20 protein-coding genes and 2 riboswitches are annotated in these 21894 nt (G+C 71.5%); of the genes, 5 read left to right on the top strand and 15 right to left on the bottom strand.

Annotated features, from left to right (window positions below; all coding sequences use genetic code 11):
- Nucleotides 1–32: 32 nt before the first annotated feature.
- Nucleotides 33–198, bottom strand: a riboswitch (cobalamin riboswitch).
- 49 nt (nt 199–247) lie between these two features.
- Genes GT755_RS31570 through GT755_RS31555 form a run of 4 tightly spaced genes read left to right on the top strand, consistent with a single transcriptional unit; the run spans nt 248 to nt 4066 of the window.
- Nucleotides 248–1249: a precorrin-3B synthase gene (locus tag GT755_RS31570; RefSeq protein WP_161483226.1), complete on the top strand. Its 1002-nt coding sequence runs from the start codon at nt 248–250 to the stop codon at nt 1247–1249.
- On the top strand, nt 1246–1863 hold the full coding sequence (locus GT755_RS31565; RefSeq protein WP_161483225.1) for a precorrin-8X methylmutase: 618 nt from the start codon (nt 1246–1248) through the stop codon (nt 1861–1863). The genes GT755_RS31570 and GT755_RS31565 overlap by 4 nt, the downstream gene beginning before the upstream one ends.
- Entirely contained in the window at nt 1863–3347 is a 1485-nt protein-coding gene (locus GT755_RS31560) for a precorrin-2 C(20)-methyltransferase (protein ID WP_161483224.1), read from the top strand. Before GT755_RS31565 ends, GT755_RS31560 begins: the two co-directional genes overlap by 1 nt.
- The gene (locus GT755_RS31555) at nt 3344–4066 is read left to right on the top strand and encodes a cobalt-precorrin-6A reductase (RefSeq protein ID WP_161483223.1); all 723 of its coding nucleotides are present in this window, start codon (nt 3344–3346) and stop codon (nt 4064–4066) included. Before GT755_RS31560 ends, GT755_RS31555 begins: the two co-directional genes overlap by 4 nt.
- 43 nt (nt 4067–4109) lie before the next feature.
- On the opposite strand, the gene cobM is transcribed toward GT755_RS31555, so the two are convergent.
- The 13 genes from cobM to GT755_RS31490 all read right to left on the bottom strand — a co-directional run bounded on the left by cobM (nt 4110) and on the right by GT755_RS31490 (nt 18565).
- Nucleotides 4110–4847 (bottom strand): precorrin-4 C(11)-methyltransferase, encoded by a 738-nt coding sequence (gene cobM / locus GT755_RS31550; protein WP_328794614.1) that lies wholly within the window; start codon nt 4845–4847, stop codon nt 4110–4112.
- Nucleotides 4844–6004 (bottom strand): precorrin-6y C5,15-methyltransferase (decarboxylating) subunit CbiE, encoded by a 1161-nt coding sequence (gene cbiE / locus GT755_RS31545; protein ID WP_161483222.1) that lies wholly within the window; start codon nt 6002–6004, stop codon nt 4844–4846. The genes cobM and cbiE overlap by 4 nt, the downstream gene beginning before the upstream one ends.
- Nucleotides 5997–6365 carry a PPOX class F420-dependent oxidoreductase gene (locus GT755_RS31540; RefSeq protein ID WP_161483221.1) on the bottom strand — a complete coding sequence of 123 codons (369 nt, stop codon included), beginning with the start codon at nt 6363–6365 and terminating at the stop codon, nt 5997–5999. The genes cbiE and GT755_RS31540 overlap by 8 nt, the downstream gene beginning before the upstream one ends.
- Complete coding sequence (locus GT755_RS31535; protein WP_161483220.1) at nt 6362–7726, bottom strand: cobyrinate a,c-diamide synthase; 1365 nt, start codon at nt 7724–7726, stop codon at nt 6362–6364. The genes GT755_RS31540 and GT755_RS31535 overlap by 4 nt, the downstream gene beginning before the upstream one ends.
- The gene (gene cobO, locus GT755_RS31530) at nt 7720–8310 is read right to left on the bottom strand and encodes a cob(I)yrinic acid a,c-diamide adenosyltransferase (RefSeq protein WP_161483219.1); all 591 of its coding nucleotides are present in this window, start codon (nt 8308–8310) and stop codon (nt 7720–7722) included. The genes GT755_RS31535 and cobO overlap by 7 nt, the downstream gene beginning before the upstream one ends.
- 1 nt (nt 8311) lies before the next feature.
- On the bottom strand, nt 8312–10294 hold the full coding sequence (locus GT755_RS31525) for a VWA domain-containing protein (RefSeq protein ID WP_161483419.1): 1983 nt from the start codon (nt 10292–10294) through the stop codon (nt 8312–8314).
- A 43-nt stretch (nt 10295–10337) separates the two neighbouring features.
- Entirely contained in the window at nt 10338–10838 is a 501-nt protein-coding gene (locus GT755_RS40780) for a histidine phosphatase family protein (RefSeq protein WP_161483218.1), read from the bottom strand.
- Between the two features lie 195 nt (nt 10839–11033).
- The gene (locus GT755_RS31515) at nt 11034–11714 is read right to left on the bottom strand and encodes a CbtA family protein (RefSeq protein ID WP_161483217.1); all 681 of its coding nucleotides are present in this window, start codon (nt 11712–11714) and stop codon (nt 11034–11036) included.
- Nucleotides 11714–11896, bottom strand: coding sequence for a CbtB domain-containing protein (locus GT755_RS31510; RefSeq protein ID WP_051759763.1), 183 nt, complete (start codon nt 11894–11896; stop codon nt 11714–11716). The genes GT755_RS31515 and GT755_RS31510 overlap by 1 nt, the downstream gene beginning before the upstream one ends.
- A 14-nt stretch (nt 11897–11910) precedes the next feature.
- A riboswitch (adenosylcobalamin (AdoCbl) riboswitch) is annotated at nt 11911–12053 on the bottom strand.
- A 350-nt stretch (nt 12054–12403) separates the two neighbouring features.
- Complete coding sequence (gene dop / locus GT755_RS31505) at nt 12404–13921, bottom strand: depupylase/deamidase Dop (RefSeq protein ID WP_161483216.1); 1518 nt, start codon at nt 13919–13921, stop codon at nt 12404–12406.
- Between the two features lie 75 nt (nt 13922–13996).
- Complete coding sequence (locus GT755_RS31500) at nt 13997–15295, bottom strand: acyltransferase family protein (RefSeq protein ID WP_202610721.1); 1299 nt, start codon at nt 15293–15295, stop codon at nt 13997–13999.
- Nucleotides 15296–15730: 435 nt separating this feature from the next.
- Nucleotides 15731–17494, bottom strand: coding sequence for a proteasome ATPase (gene arc, locus GT755_RS31495; RefSeq protein WP_030452379.1), 1764 nt, complete (start codon nt 17492–17494; stop codon nt 15731–15733).
- 207 nt (nt 17495–17701) lie between these two features.
- The gene (locus GT755_RS31490) at nt 17702–18565 is read right to left on the bottom strand and encodes a tRNA (adenine-N1)-methyltransferase (protein WP_161483214.1); all 864 of its coding nucleotides are present in this window, start codon (nt 18563–18565) and stop codon (nt 17702–17704) included.
- Nucleotides 18566–18626: 61 nt separating this feature from the next.
- Here GT755_RS31490 and GT755_RS31485 point away from each other — a divergent pair, with 61 nt between their 5' ends.
- A complete protein-coding gene (locus GT755_RS31485) occupies nt 18627–19724 on the top strand; it encodes a GNAT family N-acetyltransferase (RefSeq protein WP_161483213.1) in 1098 nt (365 codons plus the stop codon).
- Here GT755_RS31485 and GT755_RS31480 read toward each other — a convergent pair.
- Nucleotides 19711–20934 carry an aminotransferase class III-fold pyridoxal phosphate-dependent enzyme gene (locus GT755_RS31480; RefSeq protein ID WP_161483212.1) on the bottom strand — a complete coding sequence of 408 codons (1224 nt, stop codon included), beginning with the start codon at nt 20932–20934 and terminating at the stop codon, nt 19711–19713. The genes GT755_RS31485 and GT755_RS31480 overlap by 14 nt on opposite strands.
- Before the next feature lie 16 nt (nt 20935–20950).
- Nucleotides 20951–21859: a carbohydrate kinase family protein gene (locus tag GT755_RS31475; RefSeq protein ID WP_161483211.1), complete on the bottom strand. Its 909-nt coding sequence runs from the start codon at nt 21857–21859 to the stop codon at nt 20951–20953.
- Nucleotides 21860–21894 lie beyond the last annotated feature (35 nt).

The raw sequence follows: 21894 nt of genomic DNA, 5'->3' as shown, positions 1-21894 counted from the left end.
GCGAGGCCCTCCCTCGGGGTCCGCGCCCCGGGTCGTCTGTCCAGGTGACGGCCGAGTCTCCTGGCTCCCGGATCAGGGCTCACCCCGGCCTTCCCTGTGACAGTGGCCGTCGGTGGGGTTCGCTCCCCGGTGACAGTGGCGGGACCGCGCCGGATTCACACCGGCTTCCTCGTTTGTGCCGTCGCCCGATGAGACTACGGGACTCCCCCGGCTTGCAAGACCCACGGTGGGCTTTACCATCCTCGACGTGGCCATTACCGGACAATCCTCGCGCGACGCCTGCCCCGGCGCGCTGCAGGTCCACCCCGCCGCCGACGGGCCGCTGGCCCGGGTCCGGCTGCCCGGGGGCGACCTGACGGGGGGCCAGCTCGGCGTGCTCGCGGCCTCCGGAGGGGGCGTGCTGGAGCTGACGTCACGGGCGAACATCCAGGTCAGAGGCGTGCGGGACCCGGCGGCCTTCGCCGAGGCGGTCGCGGCGGCGGGGCTGCTGCCCTCGCCGTCGCACGAGCGGGTGCGCAACATCGTGGCCTCGCCGCTGAACGGTTCGGCCGCCTTCCGCGGGCTGGTCCGGGCGCTAGACGAGGCGGTCTGCGCGGCGCCGGAGCTGGCCGGGTTGTCGGGCCGGTTCCTGTTCGCGGTCGACGACGGCTCGGGCGACGTGGCGGGGCTGGGCGCCGACGTGCTGCTGATGTCCCGCGGCGACCGCTTCGCCGTCGTCGCGGGGACAACCGATCTCCGGTTACGGCTCCCGCCCGCCGAGGCCGTCCACGAGGCGGTCACAGTGGCACAGAACTTCCTGAAGGTCTCCGACGGCGCCTGGCGCATCCCCGACGGCGCCTTCCCCGGCGTCCCTGCGACCCTCCCCACGCCCCGGACCAGCGGATACGTCGGCGACTTCGGCGACACGACCGGCGTGCTGGTCCCCCTGGGCCGGTTGACCACGCGGCAGGCGGACGTCCTGGCCGAGACCGAATGGTTGCGCGTCACCCCGTGGCGCACCGTCCTGGTCCCCAAGGGCGCCCGGTTGCCCGACGGGCTCGTCACCGACCCCCACGATCCCCGGCTCCACGTCACCGCCTGCACCGGCCGGCCGGGCTGCGCGAAGTCGCTGAGCGACGTCCAGCGCGACGCGACGCCCATCGGCGTGCCCGTCCACTGGTCCGGCTGCGCGCGGCGGTGCGGCCGGCCCCGGGGCGAGGTCGTGGACATGATCGCCACCCCGTCCGGCTACCAGCGGAGCACACCGTGACCTACATCAAGGACGGGGCGGAGATCTACCGCCGGTCCTTCGCCACCATCCGCGCCGAGGCCGACCTGTCGGCCCTCCCGCCCGACGTGGCGCGGGTCGCGGTCCGCATGATCCACGCCTGCGGCATGGTCGACCTGCCGGGCGACATGGCCTGGTCCGGCGGGGTCGTCGCGGCGGCCCGCACGGCGCTGGAGGCGGGCGCGCCCATCCTCTGCGACGCCAACATGGTCGCGGCGGGGGTCACCCGCAGGCGGCTCCCGGCCGCGAACGAGGTGATCTGCACCCTCGCCGACCCGCGGGTGCCCGCCCTGGCGGCGGACCTGGGCACCACCCGCAGCGCGGCGGCGCTGGAGCTCTGGCGCGACCGTCTCGGCGGCGCGGTGGTCGCGGTCGGCAACGCGCCGACGGCCCTGTTCCGGCTGCTGGAGATGGTGGCCGAGGGGGCGCCCGCCCCGGCGGCGGTGGTCGGCATCCCCGTGGGCTTCATCGGCGCGGCCGAGTCGAAGGACGCCCTGGCGGCGTCCGACCTGGAGTTTCTGGTGGTACGCGGCCGCCGAGGCGGCAGCGCGATGACGGCGGCGGCCCTGAACGCCCTCGCCAGTGACGAGGAATGATGACCGGAACGCTCTATGGCGTGGGCCTCGGCCCCGGCGACCCCGAACTGGTGACCGTGAAGGCGGCCCGGCTGCTCGGCGAGGCGGGGGTGATCGCCTACCACAGCGCCCGGCACGGCCGCAGCATCGCCCGCTCGGTCGCCGCCCCCTACCTGCGCGAGGGCCAGATCGAAGAGGCCCTGGTGTACCCGGTGACCACGGAGACGACCGACCACCCGGGCGGCTACCAGGGCGCCCTCGACGAGTTCTACGCCGCCTGCGCCGCCCGCCTGGCCGTCCACCTCGACGCGGGCCGCGACGTGGTGGTGCTGTGCGAGGGCGACCCGCTGTTCTACGGGTCGTACATGCACATGCACAAACGCCTGGCGGGCCGCTACCCGACCGAGGTCGTCCCGGGCGTGACCTCGATCAGCGGCGCGGCGGCGGCACTGGGCCGCCCCCTGGTCGAGCGCGACGAGACGCTGACGGTGCTGCCGGGCACCCTTCCGCCCGAGGAGCTGGCGGCCCGGATCGGCGCCGGCCCGGTCGCGATCATGAAGCTGGGCCGGACGTTCACCAAGGTCCGCGCCGCCCTGGAGGAGGCGGGCCGCCTCGACGACGCCTGGTACGTCGAGCGCGCCACCACCGGCGCCCAGCGCCTGGCGCCGCTGCGCGACGTCGACCCCGACTCGGTGCCCTACTTCTCCCTCGCGCTGTTGCCCTCCCCGGTCGGCGCCCCGCTCCCGCTGCCCGAGCACCCGCGTCACGAGGGCCCCGGCGAGGTGGCCGTGGTCGGCCTCGGCCCGGCCGGACGCCCCTGGCTGACCCCCGAGGCCCAGGACGCCCTGGCGACCGCCGACGAGCTCGTCGGCTACGGCCCCTACCTCGACCGCGTCCCGCCGAACCCGCGCCAGAAGCGGCACGCCACCGACAACCGGGTCGAGGCCGAACGGGCCGAGCACGCCCTCTCGCTGGCCCTGGCCGGATCGCGGGTCGCGGTGGTGTCGTCGGGCGACCCGGGCGTGTTCGCGATGGCCTCGGCCGTGCTGGAGGCCGCCACCCAGGAGCGGTTCACGGGCGTGCCGGTCAGGGTCGTGCCGGGGCTGACGGCCGCGCACGCGGTGGCCGCCCGGGTCGGCGCGCCGCTCGGCCACGACTACTGCGTGATCTCCCTGTCCGACCAGCTCAAGCCATGGGACGTTGTCGCGCGGCGGATCTCCGCCGCGGCCGCCGCCGACCTGGTCCTGGCGATCTACAATCCGGCGTCCAAGACCCGCACCTGGCAGGTCGGGGTGGCCCGCGACCTGCTGCTCGAACACCGCCCGGCGCACACGCCCGTCGTCGTCGGGCGCGCGGTGGGCACGCCTCAGGAGACAATCGTGGTGACGACCCTCGGCGACCTCGACCCGGCGGAGGTGGACATGCGCTGCCTGCTCATCATCGGTTCCTCGACCACACGCGTGGCCGGCGACGTGGTGTTCACGCCGCGCCGCTATCCGGCATGAAACGCGTCTTCATCCTCGGGGGCACGGCCGAGGCCCGCGAACTGGCGGCCCGGCTGCACCCCGAACACGTCGTGGTGACCTCGCTGGCGGGCCGGGTCAAGGCGCCCCGGCTGCCCGTGGGGGCGGTCGTCATCGGGGGGTTCGGCGGGTCGCTCGGACTGGCCCGCTGGCTCTGGGAGCATCCGGTCGACGTGGTCGTCGACGCGACCCATCCGTTCGCGGCGCGGATGTCCGAGGCGGCGGCCGAGGCGGCGGGCATGACGGGCATCCCGCTGCTGGGGCTGCGGCGGCCGGGCTGGACGCAGGAGCCCGGCGACGACTGGCGGTGGGTCTCCTCGCTGGAGGAGGCGGCCCGGTCGCTGCCCGGGAAGCGGGTGTTCCTGACCACCGGGCGCCGGAGCCTGCCGGTCTTCGACGGCGTTCCCGGGGTGTGGTTCCTGGCGCGGTCGGTCGACCCGCCCGACGACCCGGTGTCGATGGAGGTCGTGCTCTCGCGGGGGCCCTACACCCTCGACGGCGAGCTGGCCCTCATGCGCGAGCACCGGATCGACACCCTGGTGACCAAGGACAGCGGCGGCGAGCTGACCCGCGCCAAACTGCGGGCCGCCCGCGAGCTGGGCGTCCCGGTCGTGATGGTGCGCCGCCCGCCGGTCCCCCCGGAGGTGCCCTACGTCGAGACGGTGGCCGAGGCGGCCGACTGGGTCGATGGAGTGGCGTAGGGCGACATTTCGGAAATGTTGCCCGGCGCGGCCTTGATGCGGACTAACGGGCGCGTGCCACCGAGTACAGGTGGCTGTCGGGGAACTGAGCCGCCGTCAGGACCCGGCCGACGATGATGACCGCCGTTCGCTTCACGCCTGCCGCACGCACCATGTCCGAAATATCGCCCAGCGTCCCCCTGATGATGACTTCATCAGCGCGGGAGGCGTAGGCGATCACGGCCACCGGGCAGTCGGAGCCGTAGCTGCCGGCCAGTTCCGCCGTCACCGGCTCGATGCGCTGGACGGCCAGGTGGAGCACCATCGTCGCCCTCGACCGGCCGAGCGTGGTGAGGTCCTCCCCCGGCGGCATGGGGGTGGCACGCTCGGAGGTCCGCGTCAGGATGATCGTCTGGGCCACCCCGGGGACCGTCAGCTCTCGTCTGAGCGACGCCGCGGCGGCGGCGAAGGCCGGGACTCCTGGCACCACCTCGTAGGGCACACCGGCCGCGTCGAGCCGCCGCATCTGCTCGGCCATGGCGCTGAAGACCGACGGGTCGCCCGAGTGCAGCCGGGCCACGTCGAGGCCCTGCTCGTGGGCGCGGGTCATCTCGGCCAGGATCTGCCCGAGGTTCAGGTTCGCCGTGTCCACGATCCTGGCCCCCGGTGGGCACCGGTCCAGCAGTTCGGCGGGGACGAGCGAACCGGCGTACAGGCAGACCGGGGAGGTCTCGATCACCCGCTGCCCGCGCACGGTGATGAGGTCGGCCGCGCCGGGTCCGGCGCCGACGAAGCGGATCACGTGAGGTCCTTTCTCGCTGACCAGATCGTCACCGGCATTGCGGGACGCCAGCCGGTGAACCCGCCGACCGGCGCGGCCCGGCTGACCGACAGGCGGGTGAGGTCGCCGCCGTGCTCACGGTGCCAGGCCGCCAGGACGGCCTCCGACTCCACGGTGACGGCCGTCGCCACCAGGCGGCCGCCGGGCCCGAGCGCCCGCCAGCACGTCTCCGGGACGCCCTCGGCGGTCAGGCCGCCGCCGATGAAGACGGCGTCGGGCGGGTCGAGCCCGGCGAGGGCGTGCGGGGCCGCCCCGGTGACGACCTTCAGGTCCGGTACGCCCAGCCGCGCGGCGTTCCCCGCGATGCGGGCCGCCCTGACGGGGTCGCGTTCGACGCTCACCGCGCGGCAGGCGCGGTCGGCGCGCATCCACTCGATCGCGACGCTGCCCGCGCCGCCGCCGACGTCCCACAACAGGCCGTTCGGCCGCAGGAAGGCCATGACCACGGCCCTGACCTCACGTTTGGTGAGCTGGCCGTCGTGGTCGTAGGCGTCGTCGGGCAGGCCGGGCACGATCGGCAGCGGGTCGGCCGACCGGCACTCCACCGCCACCACGTTCAGCGGGTCGACGTCGTCGCGGAGGGGGCCGACCCGCTCCCCCGGCCCGCCGAGTCGTTCCAGGACGGTGAGCGCGCTCTGGTCGTACCCCCCGGCTTCGAGGGCGCGGGCCACGGCGGCGGGAGAGCCGCTCCCCTCGCTGAGCACGATGAAGCGGCGGCCGGGCGCGAAGACGGCGGCGAGCGGGCGGCCGACCATGCTGACGACCGTGACCGACTCGACGGGCCAGCCGAGCCGCGCGCACGCCAGCGACACCGACGACGGATGCGGGATCACCCGCACGCCGGGCACGCCCAGACGGGCGATGGTCGCGCCGATGCCGAAGTGCATGGGGTCGCCGCTGGCCAGCACGCAGACCCGCCGGCCGCTGCCGAGCAGCTCCCGCAGGGCCGGCAGCAGCGGGGACGGCCAGGGCCGCAGCTCCCCCGGCACCTCGGGGAGCAGCGCGAGCTGGCGTGCGGAGCCGGCCACGACCTCCGCCTTCGCGACGGCCTCCCGGGCCGGTTCCCCCAGGCCCGCCCAGCCGTCGGCCCCGACGCCGACGACCACCACGTCAGTCACGCCGCACGTTCCCCAGCTCACGAGTGATCTTGATCTCGATGACGACCCGCAGCGGATTGGGCCTCGGCGCGCGGTAGCGGGCCGTGTAGAGCCGCACCGCGTGCGCGACCGCCCCGGGGTCGTCGTTGACGGTCGCGACGCCCTCCAGGGTCGACCAGCGGGCCCCGTCGACCTGGCAGACCGCCACGTGGTTCCCGCCGTTCCGGACGTTGCGCACCTTCTGCGAGGTCGCGCTGGTGATGACCCGGGCGGTGTCGCCGTCGAGGGTCACCCCGACGGGCACCACGTGGGGCGTGCCGTCGGCCCGCAGGGTCGTGAGCGTGCACAGGTGCCGCTCGGTCCAGAACTCCTCGAAGCTCATCCGCACTCCTTGACGAAACGGGTCGCTGCCTCCGGCGTGCCCGCCCAGTGAAGGTGCAGGTAGGACGCCAGGATCCGCCCGGCAGCGTACCCGTCGGCGCCGCCGCGCCAGCGGTAGACCCGCTCACCGGGCAGATCGGTGACGGTCCGGTGGAACTCGTGCCCCCGGACGCGTTCCCCGGCTCGGCCGATGATCGTGTCGCGGGTGACGACGGCGTCGCGGTAGCCGAGGGTGAGCCTGGGCGACATCTCCGCCTTGGCGTCGATCCGGCCGACCATGGGGTGGCCGTCGAGCTCGCGGGCCAGGTAGAGCAGGCCGCCGCACTCGGCCAGGATCGGGCCGCCGAACGCGGCGATCTCCCGCTTGAGCGGCTCGTTGGCGGCCAGGTCGTGGACGTGCATCTCGGGGAAGCCGCCGGGGAGGATCAGGCCGCCGGCGCCCTCGGGCAGTCGTTCGTCGCGCAGCGGGTCGAAGGGCACGACCTCCGCGCCCGCCGCTTCGAGGAGTTCCGTCTGCTCGGCGTAGCCGAAGGTGAACGCGGGCCCCCCGGCGACGGCGACCTTCGTCGTCGTGCGGTGCTCCGCACGGTGCTCGCCCGTCTTCGCGGCGTTCTGGGCGGCATCGCCCGAACAGCCCGCAAGGGCCGCCTCGGGACTCCACGCTTCTCCGGCCGACGCGGGGGCGGTGTGGGCTAGCCGGACCAGCGCCTTCAGATCGCAACCCTCCCTGACCAGGTCGCCCAGGCGCGCCACCGCCTCCACGGCCTCGCGGCGGCGTTCGGCGACGGGGATCAGGCCGAGGTGGCGCGACGGGGTCTCGATGCCCGGCGTGCGCCTGATGACGCCGAGGACCGGCACGCCGCTGTGGTCGAGCGCGGCCCGGCACACCTCCTCGTGGCGGTCGGACCCGACCCGGTTGAGGATCACGCCGCCGATCCGCACCCGCGTGTCGAACCCGGCGAAGCCGTGCACCAGCGCGGCGACCGACTGCCCCTGCCCGGTCGCGTCGACGACCAGGACCACCGGGGCGTCGATCAGCCGCGCCACGTGGGCGGTGGAGGCGTAGCCGTCGGGCAGCCCGTCGAACAGGCCCATGACGCCTTCGACGATCGCGATGTCGGCGTCGCGCGCGCCGTGGAGGAAGAGCGGCGCGACCAGATCCTCGCCGGTCAGGAATGGGTCGAGGTTGCGGCCGGGCCGTCCGGTCGCCAGGGCGTGGTAGCCCGGATCGATGTAGTCGGGTCCCGCCTTGTGCGGCGAGACGGTCAGGCCGGCCTGGACCAGGGCGGCCATCAGGCCGGTCGCGATCGTCGTCTTGCCCGCTCCCGACGACGGCGCCGCGACGACCAGCCGGGCTACCATTCGATGCCCCTCTGGCCCTTCTGCCCGGCGTCCATCGGGTGACGGACCTTGGTCATCTCGGTGACGAGGTCGGCGAAGGCGACCAGGTCGGGGTGGGCGTCCCGGCCGGTGATGACGACGTGTTGCGACCCCGGCCGGTCGCGCAGGGTCGTGATGACGTCCTCGACCGGGATCCACCCCCATTTGATGGGGTACGTGAACTCGTCCAGCACCAGCAGCCGGTACGTCTCGGCGGCGAGATCCCGCTTGATCTGCGCCCAGCCCTCACGGGCGTTGGCGGCGTGGTCGTCGTCGGACTTGCGGATCCACGACCAGCCGTCGCCCATCTTGTGCCAGGCGACCGGCGGCCCGATCTCGCCCAGCGCCTTCAACGCGGCCTCCTCGCCCACCCGCCACTTGGCGGACTTGACGAACTGGAAGACCCCGATGGGCCACCCCTGGTTCCAGGCGCGCAGCGCCAGACCGAAGGCGGCGGTCGACTTCCCCTTGCCCGGCCCGGTGTGCACGATGACCAGCGGCCGGGTCCGGCGCTGGCGGGTGGTGAGGCCGTCGTTCGGGACGTTCTCCGGCTGACCTTGCGGCATCTCACGCGGCTTTCATGACGTGGGCGACATCGGACAGGTCCACGACCGGCGCGGCCAGCCGGACCGCCAGCCGGGCGGCCAGCCCCAGGCGGACCGGCCCCGACTCGCAGTCGACGACGACGCAGGCGGTGTCCGTGAGGAGGGCGGCGGCACGGTCGGCGTCCCCGGAGGTGGCCCGGCCGTCGGTGACGACGACCACGAGCGGCCGCCGCGCCGGGTCCCTGAGCCGCTCCACCGCCAGGACCTCGGCGGCCTTGACCAGACCGGCGGCGATCGGGGTGCGGCCCCCCGTCTTCAGCAGGCGCATCCGGGCCGCGCCCGCCTCCACCGAGGACGTGGGCGGGAGCACCAGTTCGGCGGAGTCGCCCCGGAAGGTGATCAGGCCGATCTTGTCGCGGCGCTGGTAGGCATCCAGCAGCAGGCTCAGGACGGCGGTCTTGACCTCGCCCATGCGCCTGCGGGCGCCCATGGAGCCGCTGGCGTCGACGACGAACAGGACGAGGTTGCCCTCCCTGCCTTCCCTGACGGCCTCCCTCAGGTCGGCGGCGCGCACCGGGCCCTGCCGCCAGCCGCGGCGGGCGGCGGCGCGGAGGGTGGCCATCAGGTGGACATGGGTGACCTTGGCCTTCGGGGTGCGGGAGCCCACGGTGCGGCCCTTGGCGGACCGGCCCCGGGACCGACGGCCGGGAGCGCCGCCGCCGACGCCGGGGACGGAGAAGAGGCGGGCCTTGTAGGGGGTGCCCGCGACCTGGAACGCGTCGGCCTGGGTCGGGTCTGTTTGATCCTGTCGCGCTTGGCCCGGCTCGTCTTGACCTTGATCGTTCAGGCCTTGATCGGCTGAGTTTTCGTTTGCCCGCCTTTGATGGGCTTGGCTCTGTTCCGCCGGGTTCGGCTCGGGCTGGTCGGCTCGGCGCTGGTCCGTCGTCTCGCCCTGCGGCTGCTGATCGCCCTCGTTCGTGCTGTCTTCTGGTTCGCCCTGTGGACCGTTGGGCGGGTCCGTGTCGTCGGGGTCGTCCGGGAACTGGTCGAGGAGTTCGTCCAGCTTGTTCTCGTCCAGGCCGGGTGCGTCGAAGGGGTCGCGCCGCCGGCGGTGGGGCAGGGCGAGGCGGGCCGCTTCCCGGACGTCCCGCGTGGTGACCCTGTCCCGGCCGGCCCAGGCCGCGTGTGCGACCGCCGCGTGGGCGGTGACCAGGTCGGCGCGCATCCCGTCGACCTCGAAGCCCGCGCACACGGTCGCGATCTGCTTGAGGGCGGCGTCGGGCAGACGTACCGACTCCACCCGCTCGCGCGCCTCGGCGATCCGCGCCGCGAGTTCCCCCTCGCGGGCGGCCCAGTCGGCGGCGAACCCGTCGGGATCGCGCTCGTAGGCCATCCGGCGGCGGATCACCTCGGCCCGCTCCCCGGGATCACGCGACGCCCGGACCTCGACCGTCAGCCCGAACCGGTCCAGCAGCTGCGGTCGCAGCTCCCCCTCCTCGGGGTTCATCGTCCCGGCCAGCAGGAAACGCGCGGCGTGCCGCACCGACACGCCCTCGCGCTCGACGTAGCAGGTGCCGAGCGCGGCGGCGTCGAGCAGCAGGTCGACCAGGTGGTCGTGCAGCAGGTTGACCTCGTCGACGTAGAGCACCCCGCGATGCGCCGCGGCCAGCAGCCCCGGCTCGAAGGCCGCGACCCCGTGCGCGAGGGCCTTCTCCAGGTCGAGCGACCCGGCGAGCCGATCCTCCGACGCGCCGACGGGCAGTTCGACGAGCCGGGCCCGGCGCGTCTCCCTCCCGCCGTCGTGGGGTCCGTCGGGGCATCGGCCGTACGGCGCCGCCGGGTCACAGGCGAACCGGCACCCCGGCACGACGTCGACGGCGGGGAGGAGTTCGGCCAGCGCCCGCACGATCGTCGACTTCGCCGTGCCCTTCTCCCCGCGCACGAGCACCCCGCCCACCTGCGGCGACACGGCGTTCAGGACGAGCGCCAGTTTGAGGTCGTCCATCCCGACGACCGCGCTGAACGGATAGGTCACTCCCGACTTCCTTTCACTGCAACCGCAGATTCCACCGGCCACCCGCGCCGGTGAACGACGCCCGCCCGAGCGGCGGCACGTCCACCCGCCGATAGTTCGCCCCCGTCGCCACGGACACGGCGGCCCGGACCACGGCCGGATGGGTGAGGGCGAGCACCGCCCCGCCGTCGAGCCGCCCCAGCCACCCCCGCACCCTGACGAGGAGTTCGTTCACCGACTCGCCCCCGTGCGGCGCGGCCTCGGGATCCCCGACCCATTGGGCCAGCTCCGCGGGATCGACGTCGGCCAGTCGCATGCCGGCCCAGCTCCCCACGTCGAGATCCCGCAACTCGGGCACGACCTCGGCCCCGGGAACCAGATCACACCGCGCCTCGGGCCCGCGCACGACCCGGGTGGCCCCGGCCGGCGCGCTGAACGAGACGACCTCGGCAGGCTCGTCCGCCGGCGGAAACGCCCCGTCCCGCTGGCTCGCGGTCAGGGGATGCGCCACCAACGTCACCCGCACGGCCTTCACGAAGCGCCTCCTGCTCGATCAGTGGCGCTGGACCACTCGCTCGCTTGGCCTTCTGAGGGGTTGCCCGCCGGATGACCGCTCGTTGCCGTAGCCGCCACGAGCCGGCCGGCTCTGGTTCTCCGCCTCCGTGCATGGCGAGGGTGGAACCGGTGCGGGAGCGGCGGCCGGTCGCGTGGCCGCCGTCCCCGCCCGCGGTCAGACCCGCACCCGCTGCCGGGCGGACAACAGGGCGAACACCGATCCGAGCACGCCCCAGAGCACGGCCTGCAGGCCCAGCGACGACACCCGGAAGTTCCACAACAACACCGCCGGGAACCCGGCCGGCACCTCCTGGACGCCCGGCAGCACCGCGTACGCGACCCCGACGATCACCAGGAAGGCCGGGACGGCCGCGACCCACCCGAACCGCCGGTGGATCACCGCCCCCGCGCCGAGGGCCAGCAGCCCAATGGCGAGCATGACCAGGTAGAGCACGGTCCGCTGCCCGATGGTGTCCGGGTCGCCGACGGCGGGCGGATTGCCCGGATACTTGAGGAACGGGACGAGCACGACGGCCAGGAACCCCCCGGCCGCCAGCGTGACGGCCAGCGTCTGCTCGTTCGCGGGCCCGAACCTGCCTCTGACGAAGGCGTAGACGAGCGCGAACTGCCCGCCGATGACGAGCCCGTAGAGGGTGGTGGCGAGGAACAACCCGAAGGCCTGCCCCCCGCGACTGACCAGTTCGTCGGCGTGCGAGTGCCCCGCACCGGCGGCGGCCTCCTCGATCGCGATGGCCTGGTCGATGTAGGGCTCCCCGACGAGGAACCCGAAGAGTCCCGCGAGCAGCCCGGCGACGGCTCCGGCGCCGAGGCCCCGGAGGAAGAAGTCCTTGATCATCAGTGGCAGGGCACGCCGAGCAGATGACGACCGTCGTGCATGAGCTCATGCAGGAAGTCACCGGTCTGCGCGAGCAGCCCCGCCGAGTCCATCGTCACCAGATAGGCGACGATCAGCAGTACGGGCACCGCCGCCGACCAGGGCAGTAAGGTGCGAACGGGAATGACTGGGGAGCTGGACATCTGGCTCACGCCACGATCCTCCTCCGGGATTGCGCGTCCCTGTCGTAGATCAACGTGGCGGGTGGTGACCTGACTCTCCATCGGCGATGGATCACAGTGGCGCGACCGTACCGGACTCTCACCGGTTTCCCTCACGCCGCCACAATTCCCGGCGAACGTACCCCGATATGCCAAAACCCGTCAAGGCGGCATGATCCCGACCCCCTTACAAAGTAGATCATCATGATGGAACAGAGGCCGGCCTCCAACGAGACCCATCGAGCGGCCACGAGCGAGAGCTGCGCCGCTTGTGGCCACCTCCCCGCCCGCCAGGCAACGGTTACCGCCGACGCATTCACAAGCCCACCTCAGCCACGCGCCCCCAACCTCGCAGCGCAGCCACACGCCAGCCCTCAGCACAGCCAGGCACCCCCAGCCCCGCATGCCCAAGCCGGACGCGAGAAAGCCCGGGGCCGAATGGCCCCGGGCTTTCTGGAAATGTCGGCGTCGCCTGGACGTGGCCTCAGCTCACGAGTCGCCCGTCAGGGCCGCGACCAGTTCGGCCGCCGTGCGGCAGCGGTCGAGCAGGTCGCCCACGTGGGCCTTGGTTCCGCGCAGCGGCTCCAGCGTCGGCACACGCTGCAGCGACTCGCGGCCAGGGATGTCGAATATCACCGAGTCCCACGACGCCGCCGCCACCGACTCGCTGTACTGCCGCAGGCAGCGGCCTCGGAAGTAGGCGCGGGTGTCGGTGGGCGGCGTTTCGATAGCACGCTCCACGTCGTCTTCCGTAACCAGGCGCTGCATCCGGCCGCGCTCGACGAGCCGGTTGTAGAGCCCGCGCTCGGGCCGGATGTCGGCGTACTGGAGGTCGACGAGCTGCAGCCGGGGGTGCGACCAGGGAAGCTTGTCGCGGGTGCGGTAGCCCTCGAGGAGCTCCAGCTTGGCCACCCAGTCGAGCTCCCGCGAGAGCTGCATCGGGTCTTCGGCGAGCCGGGTCAGCACCGACTCCCACCGGTTGAGCACGTCTTTGGTCATCTCGTCGGCGTTGGAGCCGTAGCGGTCTTCGACGTATTTGCGGGCCTGCTCCAGGTATTCCATCTGAAGCTGCACCGCCGTCATCTTCCGGCCCGACCGCAGCGTCACGACGTGCTTGCAGGACGGGTCGTGGGAGATGGCGCGCAGCGCGGCGACCGGCGACTCGACCGACAGGTCGACCGTCAGGAAGCCGTCTTCGATCATCGCCAGGACGAGCGAGGTGGTGCCGAGCTTGAGGTAGGTCGAGATCTCGGACATGTTCGCGTCGCCGATGATCACGTGGAGCCGGCGGTACTTCTCCGGGTCGGCGTGGGGCTCGTCGCGGGTGTTGATGATCGGCCGCTTGAGCGTCGTCTCAAGACCGACCTCGACCTCGAAGAAGTCGGCCCGCTGGGAGATCTGGTAGCCGTCGCCGCGCGAGTCCTGCCCGATGCCGACCTTGCCCGCCCCCGCGAAGACCTGGCGGGAGACGAAGAAGGGGGTCAGGTGGCGCACGATGTCGGCGAACGGGGTCGCCCGGCGCATCAGGTAGTTCTCGTGGCAGCCGTAGCTGGCGCCCTTGGAGTCGGTGTTGTTCTTGTAGAGCTGGATGGGCGCGTTGCCCGGCATGCCCGAGGCCCGGACGGCCGCGTCGTGCATGACGCGCTCACCCGCCTTGTCCCAGATGACCGCGGCCCGGGGGTTGGTGCACTCGGGCGTGGAGTATTCGGGGTGGGCGTGGTCGACGTAGAGCCGGGCGCCGTTGGTGAGGATGACGTTGGCGAGGCCGAGGTCCTCGTCGGTGAGCTGGCTGGAGTCGGCCGCCTCACGGGCGAGGTCGAAACCCCGGGCGTCGCGGAGGGGGTTCTCCTCCTCGAAATCCCACCGGGCGCGGCGGGCGCGCGCGGCCGAGGCCGCCAGGTATGCGTTGACGACCTGTGACGAGGTCACCATCGCATTCGCACCTGGTTGACCGGGCACGGAAATTCCGTACTCGGTCTCGATGCCCATCACCCGCCGGACTGTCATGCGCACCCCATGGCCTGTCGTTCCGCCGTTTATATCCCGAGCCTAGCCCCTTCACTATGCCCGGCCACCAGACAGTTACGGCACCGATGCCTGGCGTTGTTCCATTGGGCTCCTGCCCATCAGACGGCGCAGCAACCGCTGACCTGGGCGATCAACAAGCCGGTATACAGCATACGACAGAAGAATCGATGCCAGCATCGTGCCCCCGGCGAGCACCCACGGATTCATAGATTCCCGGAATCCCGGGATAAATACCGCCGAGACGTTCTGATGTACCAGGTAGAGCGGGTAGGTGAGGGCCCCCACCGTCGTCAGCGCCCGCCACCGCACCCAGCGCAGCCACCCGAGGGCGACGGCCGCCATGAGCACGTAGATGACCGTGATCCAAGCGATGACGGCCGGCGGCGGCGCCGGGAAGTTCTTGATCCCCACGAGGTCGATCCGGCTCTGGATGCGCTCCAGGGCCACGTACAGGGAGCAGGCGTAGCCGACCAGGACGAACCCCCACCGGGTGACGGTGGAGCCCTCGCGGTAGATCAGGTAGAACGCCATCCCGGCGATGAAGTAGGGCGCCTGCCGGGGCATGACGATCTCGGTGACCAGGTCGTTCTGCAACCACTCGGCGAAGATCGCGGCGGCCAGCCACACCCACATGAACCCCATGGCCCGCCGCAGGTTCACTCCCGTGATCACCACGATGGAGATCAGGAAGTAGAACTTCAGCTCCACCCAGAGCGACCAGAACACTCCCCCGGCCGGGATGACGCCGAACGCCTCCTGCAGCATCGTGAGATTGATCACGTAGCCGACGGTGTCCAGGTTGGGTTTGAAGTACTCGACGCTCGTGTACGTGTAGAGCACGTACAGGGCGATCACGGTGAACCAGTAGGCGGGGTAGAGCCGCGCGAACCGTGACACCGCGAAACGGCGCAGGCTGTGGCCCCAGGCGCTCATCAGGATGACGAATCCGCTGATGAGGAAGAACAGCTCGACCCCGAGGATGCCGAGCGTCGTGACGTACTTGACCGGCTCGAACAGCACGACGGGCGACTCGTCCCACAACGACCGCGACGCCGCCATGTAGTGGAACGCCATGACCGTGAACGCGGCGACGAACCGCAACAGGTCGAGCTCCACCAGCCGAGGCTGCCGCACGGGCGGCGCGAGCCCGGTCGCCGGCACGGCCCCCGGCACGGCGGGCGGCGGCGCACCCCGGCCCCGCCGGCCACCACGCCCGGCGGGCGCCTCCCGCTCGGGCGCCGCCACGGAAGAGTCGGCGCCCAACCCGAGCCACTGCCCGGTCACCGGCGCCTCCGCGCCCCCGGCCCACGTTCCCGGACCGGATCGCCCCTCGACCGGCGGAGGCGCGCTCACCCGTGCATCTCCGGCCAGGCCCTCGGGCCCGTGCGGCCACGTCATCCCCTGGGCGGGAGCCGCACCCGGCCCAGGCCCGCCAAGCCCGTGTCCCGGCTGAGGCGCACCCCACCCGTCCAAAGAAGGCGTCTGCGTTCCCTGAGGCACGCCCGTAGGCCACTCAGGGGCGTTCTGTAGCGGTTCGGGCGCGTGGGGCCATACTCGGGCGTCGCCCGGCCGCTGGGGCTGTCCCGGCCACGCGCCGCCGCGTCCCGGATCGGATCGTCGGGGCTGGTCCCCGTTCCACGCCCCGCCGGTCACTTCAGTCCGCCCTGTTTATTTCCGCACCAATACCGCACAACGGGCAACGCTACAACGTCTCACGGACAATCACGGCGGCACAAACGAAAACGGCACGTCTCCCGTAACGGGAGGACGTGCCGTTTTCGTAATTCCCTACAGGTACTGTCCCGTGTTGGCCACCGTGTCTATTGACCTGCCGGCCTCCGTGCCCTGCTTGCCCTGCACGAGGGTGCGGATGTAGACGATCCGCTCGCCCTTCTTGCCGGAGATGCGGGCCCAGTCGTCGGGGTTGGTGGTGTTCGGGAGGTCTTCGTTCTCCCGGAACTCGTCGACGCAGGCGGCCATCAGGTGCTGGATGCGCAGGCCCTTCTGGCCCGTCTCCAGGAACTGCTTGATCGCCATCTTCTTGCCCCGGTCGACGATGTTCTGGATCATCGCGCCGGAGTTGAAGTCCTTGAAGTAGAGGACTTCCTTGTCACCGTTGGCGTAGGTCACCTCGAGGAAGCGGTTCTCCTCGATCTCGTTGTACATGCGCTCGACGACCCGCTGGATCATCTCGGCGATCGTGGACTCACGGCTGCTGCCGTGCTCCGCGAGGTCGTCGGGGTGGAGCGGGAGGTCGGAGATCAGGTACTTCGAGAAGATGTCCTTCGCCGCCTCGGCGTCGGGCCGCTCGATCTTGATCTTCACGTCGAGGCGGCCGGGCCGCAGGATCGCCGGGTCGATCATGTCTTCGCGGTTGGAGGCGCCGATGACGATGACGTTCTCCAGGCCCTCGACGCCGTCGATCTCCGACAGCAACTGAGGGACGATGGTGTTCTCGACGTCGGACGACACACCCGAGCCACGTGTGCGGAAGATCGAGTCCATCTCGTCGAAGAACACGATCACCGGGGTGCCCTCGGACGCCTTCTCACGCGCCCGCTGGAAGACCAGGCGGATGTGCCGCTCGGTCTCGCCGACGTACTTGTTCAGGAGCTCCGGGCCCTTGATGTTGAGGAAGAAGCTCTTGCCCGACTGGCCGGTCTTCTCCGCGACCTGCTTGGCCAGGGAGTTGGCGACCGCCTTGGCGATGAGCGTCTTGCCGCAACCGGGAGGGCCGTAGAGCAGCACACCCTTCGGCGGACGGAGCTTGTGCTCCCGGAACAGGTCGGCGTGCAGGTAGGGAAGCTCGATGGCGTCCCTGATCTGCTCGATCTGTCCGCGCAGGCCGCCGATCTCGTCGTAAGAGATGTCGGGCACCTCTTCGAGGACGAGCTCCTCGACCTCCGACTTGGGAATGCGCTCGTAGACGTAACCCGAACGCGGTTCGAGCAGGAGTGAGTCGCCCGACCTTATCGGCTGGCTGAGCAGCGACTCGGCGAGCTTCACGACGCGCTCTTCGTCGGCGTGCGATATCACGAGCGCGCGCTGCCCGTCTTCGAGCAGCTCCTTCAACATCACGATCTCGCCCACGTCTTCGAAGCCGAGGGCTTCGACGACGTTCAACGCCTCGTTGAGCATGACCTCCTGGCCGCGCTTCAGCGAGTCGACGTCGACGGCGGGGCTGACGTTCACCCGGAGCTTGCGCCCGCCGGTGAACACCTCGATCGTGCCGTCTTCTCTGGCCTCCAGGAAAACGCCGAAGCCGGATGGCGGTTGCGCCAGCCGGTCGACCTCCTCCTTGAGGGCGACGATCTGGTCTCTGGCCTCCTTGAGGGTGGCCACGAGCCGTTCGTTCTGGCCTGTGAGGGCGACCACCTGAGCTTGAACGTCGTGGAGACGCTCCTCCAGCACCCGTGCCTGGCGGGGGGATTCCGCCAGCTTCCGGCGCAACGCGGTGATCTCCTCCTGAAGGAAGGAGACCTGTGTTGTGAGGTCGGCGACCTCCCGTTCGCGCTGCGCGGCCCGAGCCTCTGCGTCATCGCGAGCTGCCACGCCCCGTCACCTCCTTCCCAGTAGAGGAAAGACTACTCAAGTCCCTACCAATCTGACGGCCTTGAAAAACGTAGCCCACTGGTGTTCGTCTAGTTACGTGGAGTGTTTGATGGTTGATGCCTTTTCGGAGGGTTTATCTCGATGAGCACATGGAACAGGGTGTTTGTTCCCGCTGTCACTCAAGTTTCCCGTTTCGCCGCTAAATCGTCACTGGTCTTCCGTACCCTCCCCATACGCCCCCTTTGCCGGGCGACGGCGCCTGGGCGGGGGCGTGACGCCGTCCGCCATGCGGCGGGCGGTGACGAGGAAGCCGGTGTGCCCGACCATGCGGTGGTCGGGACGGACGGCGAGACCTTCGACATGCCAGTCGCGAATCAGGGTCTCCCACGCGTGGGGCTCCGTGAAACTCCCGTGATCGCGAAGTGTCTCGACGGTTCTTGACATCTGGGTCGTGGTGGCCACGTAACAGCAGATCACGCCGCCGGGGGTCAGGGCTCTACTCGCGGCGTCGACGCACTCCCACGGGGCGAGCATGTCGAGGATGATCCGGTCGACGTCGGTCTCGTCGAGCGCCTCGTTGAAGTCGCCGACCACCAGACGCCACTGCTTGAGCTCGCCGCCGAAGAACTTCTCCACGTTCTTGGTCGCGACCTCGGCGAAGTCGGCACGCCGTTCGTACGAGGTCAAGGAGCCCTCGGCGCCGACGGCGCGCAGCAGGAAGCAGGACAGCGCACCGGAGCCGACTCCGGCCTCCACGACCTTGGCGCCGGGGAAGACGTCGGCCATGGCGACGATCTGCGCCGAGTCCTTCGGGTAGATCACCGCCGCGCCGCGCGGCATCGACAGCGTGTAGTCGGACAGCAGGTGGCGGAACGCCAGATACTGGATGCCGCCCGACGAGCGCACCACGGACCCCTCAGGCTGCCCGATCAGGTCGGCGTGGGCGATCCACCCCTTGTGGGTGTGGAAGACACCGTCCTCTTTGAGCGTCACGGTGTGGCGCTTGTTCTTCGGATCGGTGAGCTGAACCTGATCTCCGGCCTGGAACGGGCCGTGCCTGCGAAAACCCATGGCGGCAAGGCTAATGGCAAAACGATTGTCCCCTGACTCGGACGACTGGTAGCAAGGGGCCATGTACCCCCGCGAATCCATCTCAGCCGGACCGATCATTCTTCGGCCGGCCGTCGAGGCCGACATCCCGGCCGTCGCGCGCGCCTGCTCCGACCCCCAGACCCAGCGCTTCATCCCGACCCTGCCCAGCCCGTACACCGAGGCGGACGCCCGCCACTGGCTCATGGAGATCGCCGAGGAGCGGTGGAGGACGGGCGGCGCCGAGTTCTCCGTGACCGACGCCGAGACCGGCGAGCTGAACGGGGCGATCGGGCTGCACCTGCCCGACCGGTTCGGCAACGTCGAGGTGGGCTATTGGGTGGCCCCGTGGGCCCGCAACAAGGGCGTGGCCTCCGCGGCCCTGCGGGCCGTCACCACGTGGGCCTTCGAGCAGGGGGTGCCCCGGGTGCACCTGGTCGCCGAGATGGCGAACGTGGGCTCGCAGAAGGTCGCGCTGGCGGCCGGGTTCCGCCACGAGGGGCTTCAGCGCGGCGGCGGGCCGCTCGCCGGTGGAGGCAGGGCCGACATGGCCCTGTTCGGCCGGCTGCCCGGCGACTCGGGCGAGCCGATCAGGCCGTTCCTGCCGTTCCTGCCCGAGGGCGGCCTGACCGACGGCGTCGTCGCGATCACCATGCTGACGACCGCCGACGCGCCGGCCTACCAGGCGCTGGCGTCGCTGCCCGACGTGGTGAAGTATCGCGTGCCGCCGGAGGCGCCGCCGTTCGCCGAGACGCTCTACCGGTGCACCGGGGCCGGATATCGCTGGCTGACCGGCGTCCAGGCCGAGATGGCCATCCGCGACGCGGAGACGGGGGCCTTCGCCGGGGACATCCAGCTCTCGCACCTGACCCCGCCCATGCGGGAGGCCATGGTCGGCTACAGCCTGCACCCCGACTTCCGGGGCCGGGGCTTCGTCACCCGGGCGGTGAACCTGCTGGCCGAATGGGCGTTCACGCAGGCGGGCCTGCGGCGGCTGATCTCCGGCACCAACCCGGGGAACCTGGCCTCCCAGGCGGTGCTGGAACGGGCCGGGTTCACCCGGGGTCAGACGCAGAAGGAGTATCTGCCCGGCCCCGACGGGACCTGGACCGACAACGTGGAGTGGCTCAGACTCCGCTGAAGCGCCGGGCGGTCGCGGCGAACGCGGCGTCGGTGCCCTCCAATGCCCGGTCGATCTCGGCGTCGGTGTGGGCGGTCGACAGGAACCAGTTGTGCCAGGGGTGCACGTAGACGCCCTCGGCCAGGCAGGCAGCCGCCCAGAAGACCCCCCGCTCCAAAGTGGCGTCGCCGTCGAACGAGAGCCACGGGATCTGCACCGGGCCCGTCTGGTTGATCGTGAAGCCGTGGCTCTTGGCCTGCTCATACAGTCCGGTACGCAGCCTCGCCCCCGCGCGTTCGATCAGCGCCGGCCCGTCGGACTCCCGGAGGATCTCGATCGTGGCCTTGGCCGCGCCCATGGCGGCCGAGGAGAACCAGAACGAACCGGTCGAATAGAGGGTCTGGGCCGCGTTCTTGAGCGCGTCGGCGCCGGTGACGGCGGCGATCGCGTGGCCGTTGCCCATGGCCTTGGACCAGGCCGACAGGTCGGGACGTACACCGAAGGGCTCCCAGGTGCCCCTCAGGTCGAGCCGGAAGCCGGCCCGGACCTCGTCGATCACCAGGGCCGCGCCCAGGCGGTCGGCCAGCGCCCTGACCCCGCGGGCGAAGCCGGCCTCGGCGAGCGCCTGGTCTTCGAAGGAGTCGTGCTTGAAGGGGGTCACCAGGATGGCCGCGACGTCGTCGCCGGCCTCGGCGGCGGCGCGCTCGGCGTCCTGGAGGTCGTTGTAGGCGAACTCGACGGTGTCGGCGCGCTGGTTGGGCGTGACGCCCGAGAGGCCGGGAGTGCACCACGGGTCGGCGCCGTGGTAAGCGCCGTGGGCGATCAGGACCTTCGTGCGGCCGGTGGCGGCGCGGGCGACCATCAGGGCCTGGGTGGTGGCGTCGGTGCCGTTCTTGGAGAACATGGCCCACTCGGCGGCCGGGATGAGGTCGACGAGCAGCTCGGCCAGCTCGACCATGATCGGGCCGGGACCATTGAGGCAGTCGCCCTGGGCCTGCAGGCGGGCGGCGGCCTCCTCCACGCGGGGGTTGCGGTGGCCGACGATCATGGGACCCCAGGAGCACATCAGGTCGACGTACTCCCTCCCGTCGGCGTCCCACTGGCGGGCGCCCTCGCCCCTGACGAAGAACTGGGGATAGGTGTCGCCGTGGAGGGCGGCGTTGAGGTGACCATACATGCCGCCGGGGATGACCTTGGCGGCTCGGGCGCGCAGATCGGCGTCCAGGGACATGGGGGGAATCTTCCTCTCAGGACAGCAGGGCGGCGGCGCCGTCGAGGTTCGCGTCGGAACCCAGGCCGCCGGCCACGCGGGCGGCGACGGCGGTGCCGAGACGGGCCGATTCGAGCACCGGACGGCCGGTGAGCAGCCCGGCGGCGAACCCGGCGCAGTAGGCGTCGCCGCAACCGGTGGTGTCGATCACCTGGACGTCTTCGGCGGGTACCCGGGTGAGCCCGTCGGCCGTGGCGACGAGGCTGCCCTCGCCGCCGAGGGTGATGACCACGGTTCGCGGGCCCTCACCGAGAAGGCTCTTGGCGGCCTCCTCGACCGTCGGGGCGCCGGTCATCATGAGGGCCTGCTCCTCGTTGGGCAGGAAGTGGTCGACGTGGGGCAGGAAGGTCTTGGCGGCGGGCATCAGGTCGGGCATGTTCGACAGCAGGTCGAGGGTGACCTGCGTGCCCCGGCCCCGCACCTCGTCGAGCAGGGCGTGGAAGGCGGGGTCGTGGAGGCCCCAGGTGGCGTCCATGCCGCCCAGGTGGAGGACCTTCGCGCCCCTGATGGCCTCGACGTCGACGTCGGCCGGTGAGAGCCCCAGGTTGGCGCCCGGGACGTGGAACGAGGGCCGCCCGCCGTCGGGCCTGATCGGCAGGATCGAGGCGGCGGTCTGCTCCCCCGGCTTGCGCGTCACCTTGGAGACGTCGACGCCGTGCCGGTTCATGACCATGAGGAGGAAGTCGCCGAGCTCGTCGTCGCCGACGGCCCCCAGCGAGGTGACGGGGAGGCCGAGTCTCGCCAGCACGACCGCCGTCCCGGCGGCGGCCCCGGCTGCGGTGATGCGCACCTGCTCGACCAGATGGGTGTCCTGGCCGGCCGGGATCGACTCGACGGGCCGGGCGAGCACGTCCACGATGTGGACGCCGAGCGTGACAACCGACATGGCCTGGATGATAGACGGGCGCCCGACTAAAATGC

Origin of the sequence: Herbidospora solisilvae (assembly GCF_009901565.1) — a bacterium.
Taxonomy (GTDB): domain Bacteria; phylum Actinomycetota; class Actinomycetes; order Streptosporangiales; family Streptosporangiaceae; genus Herbidospora; species Herbidospora solisilvae.
This window is presented reverse-complemented; position numbering and strand designations above follow the sequence as displayed.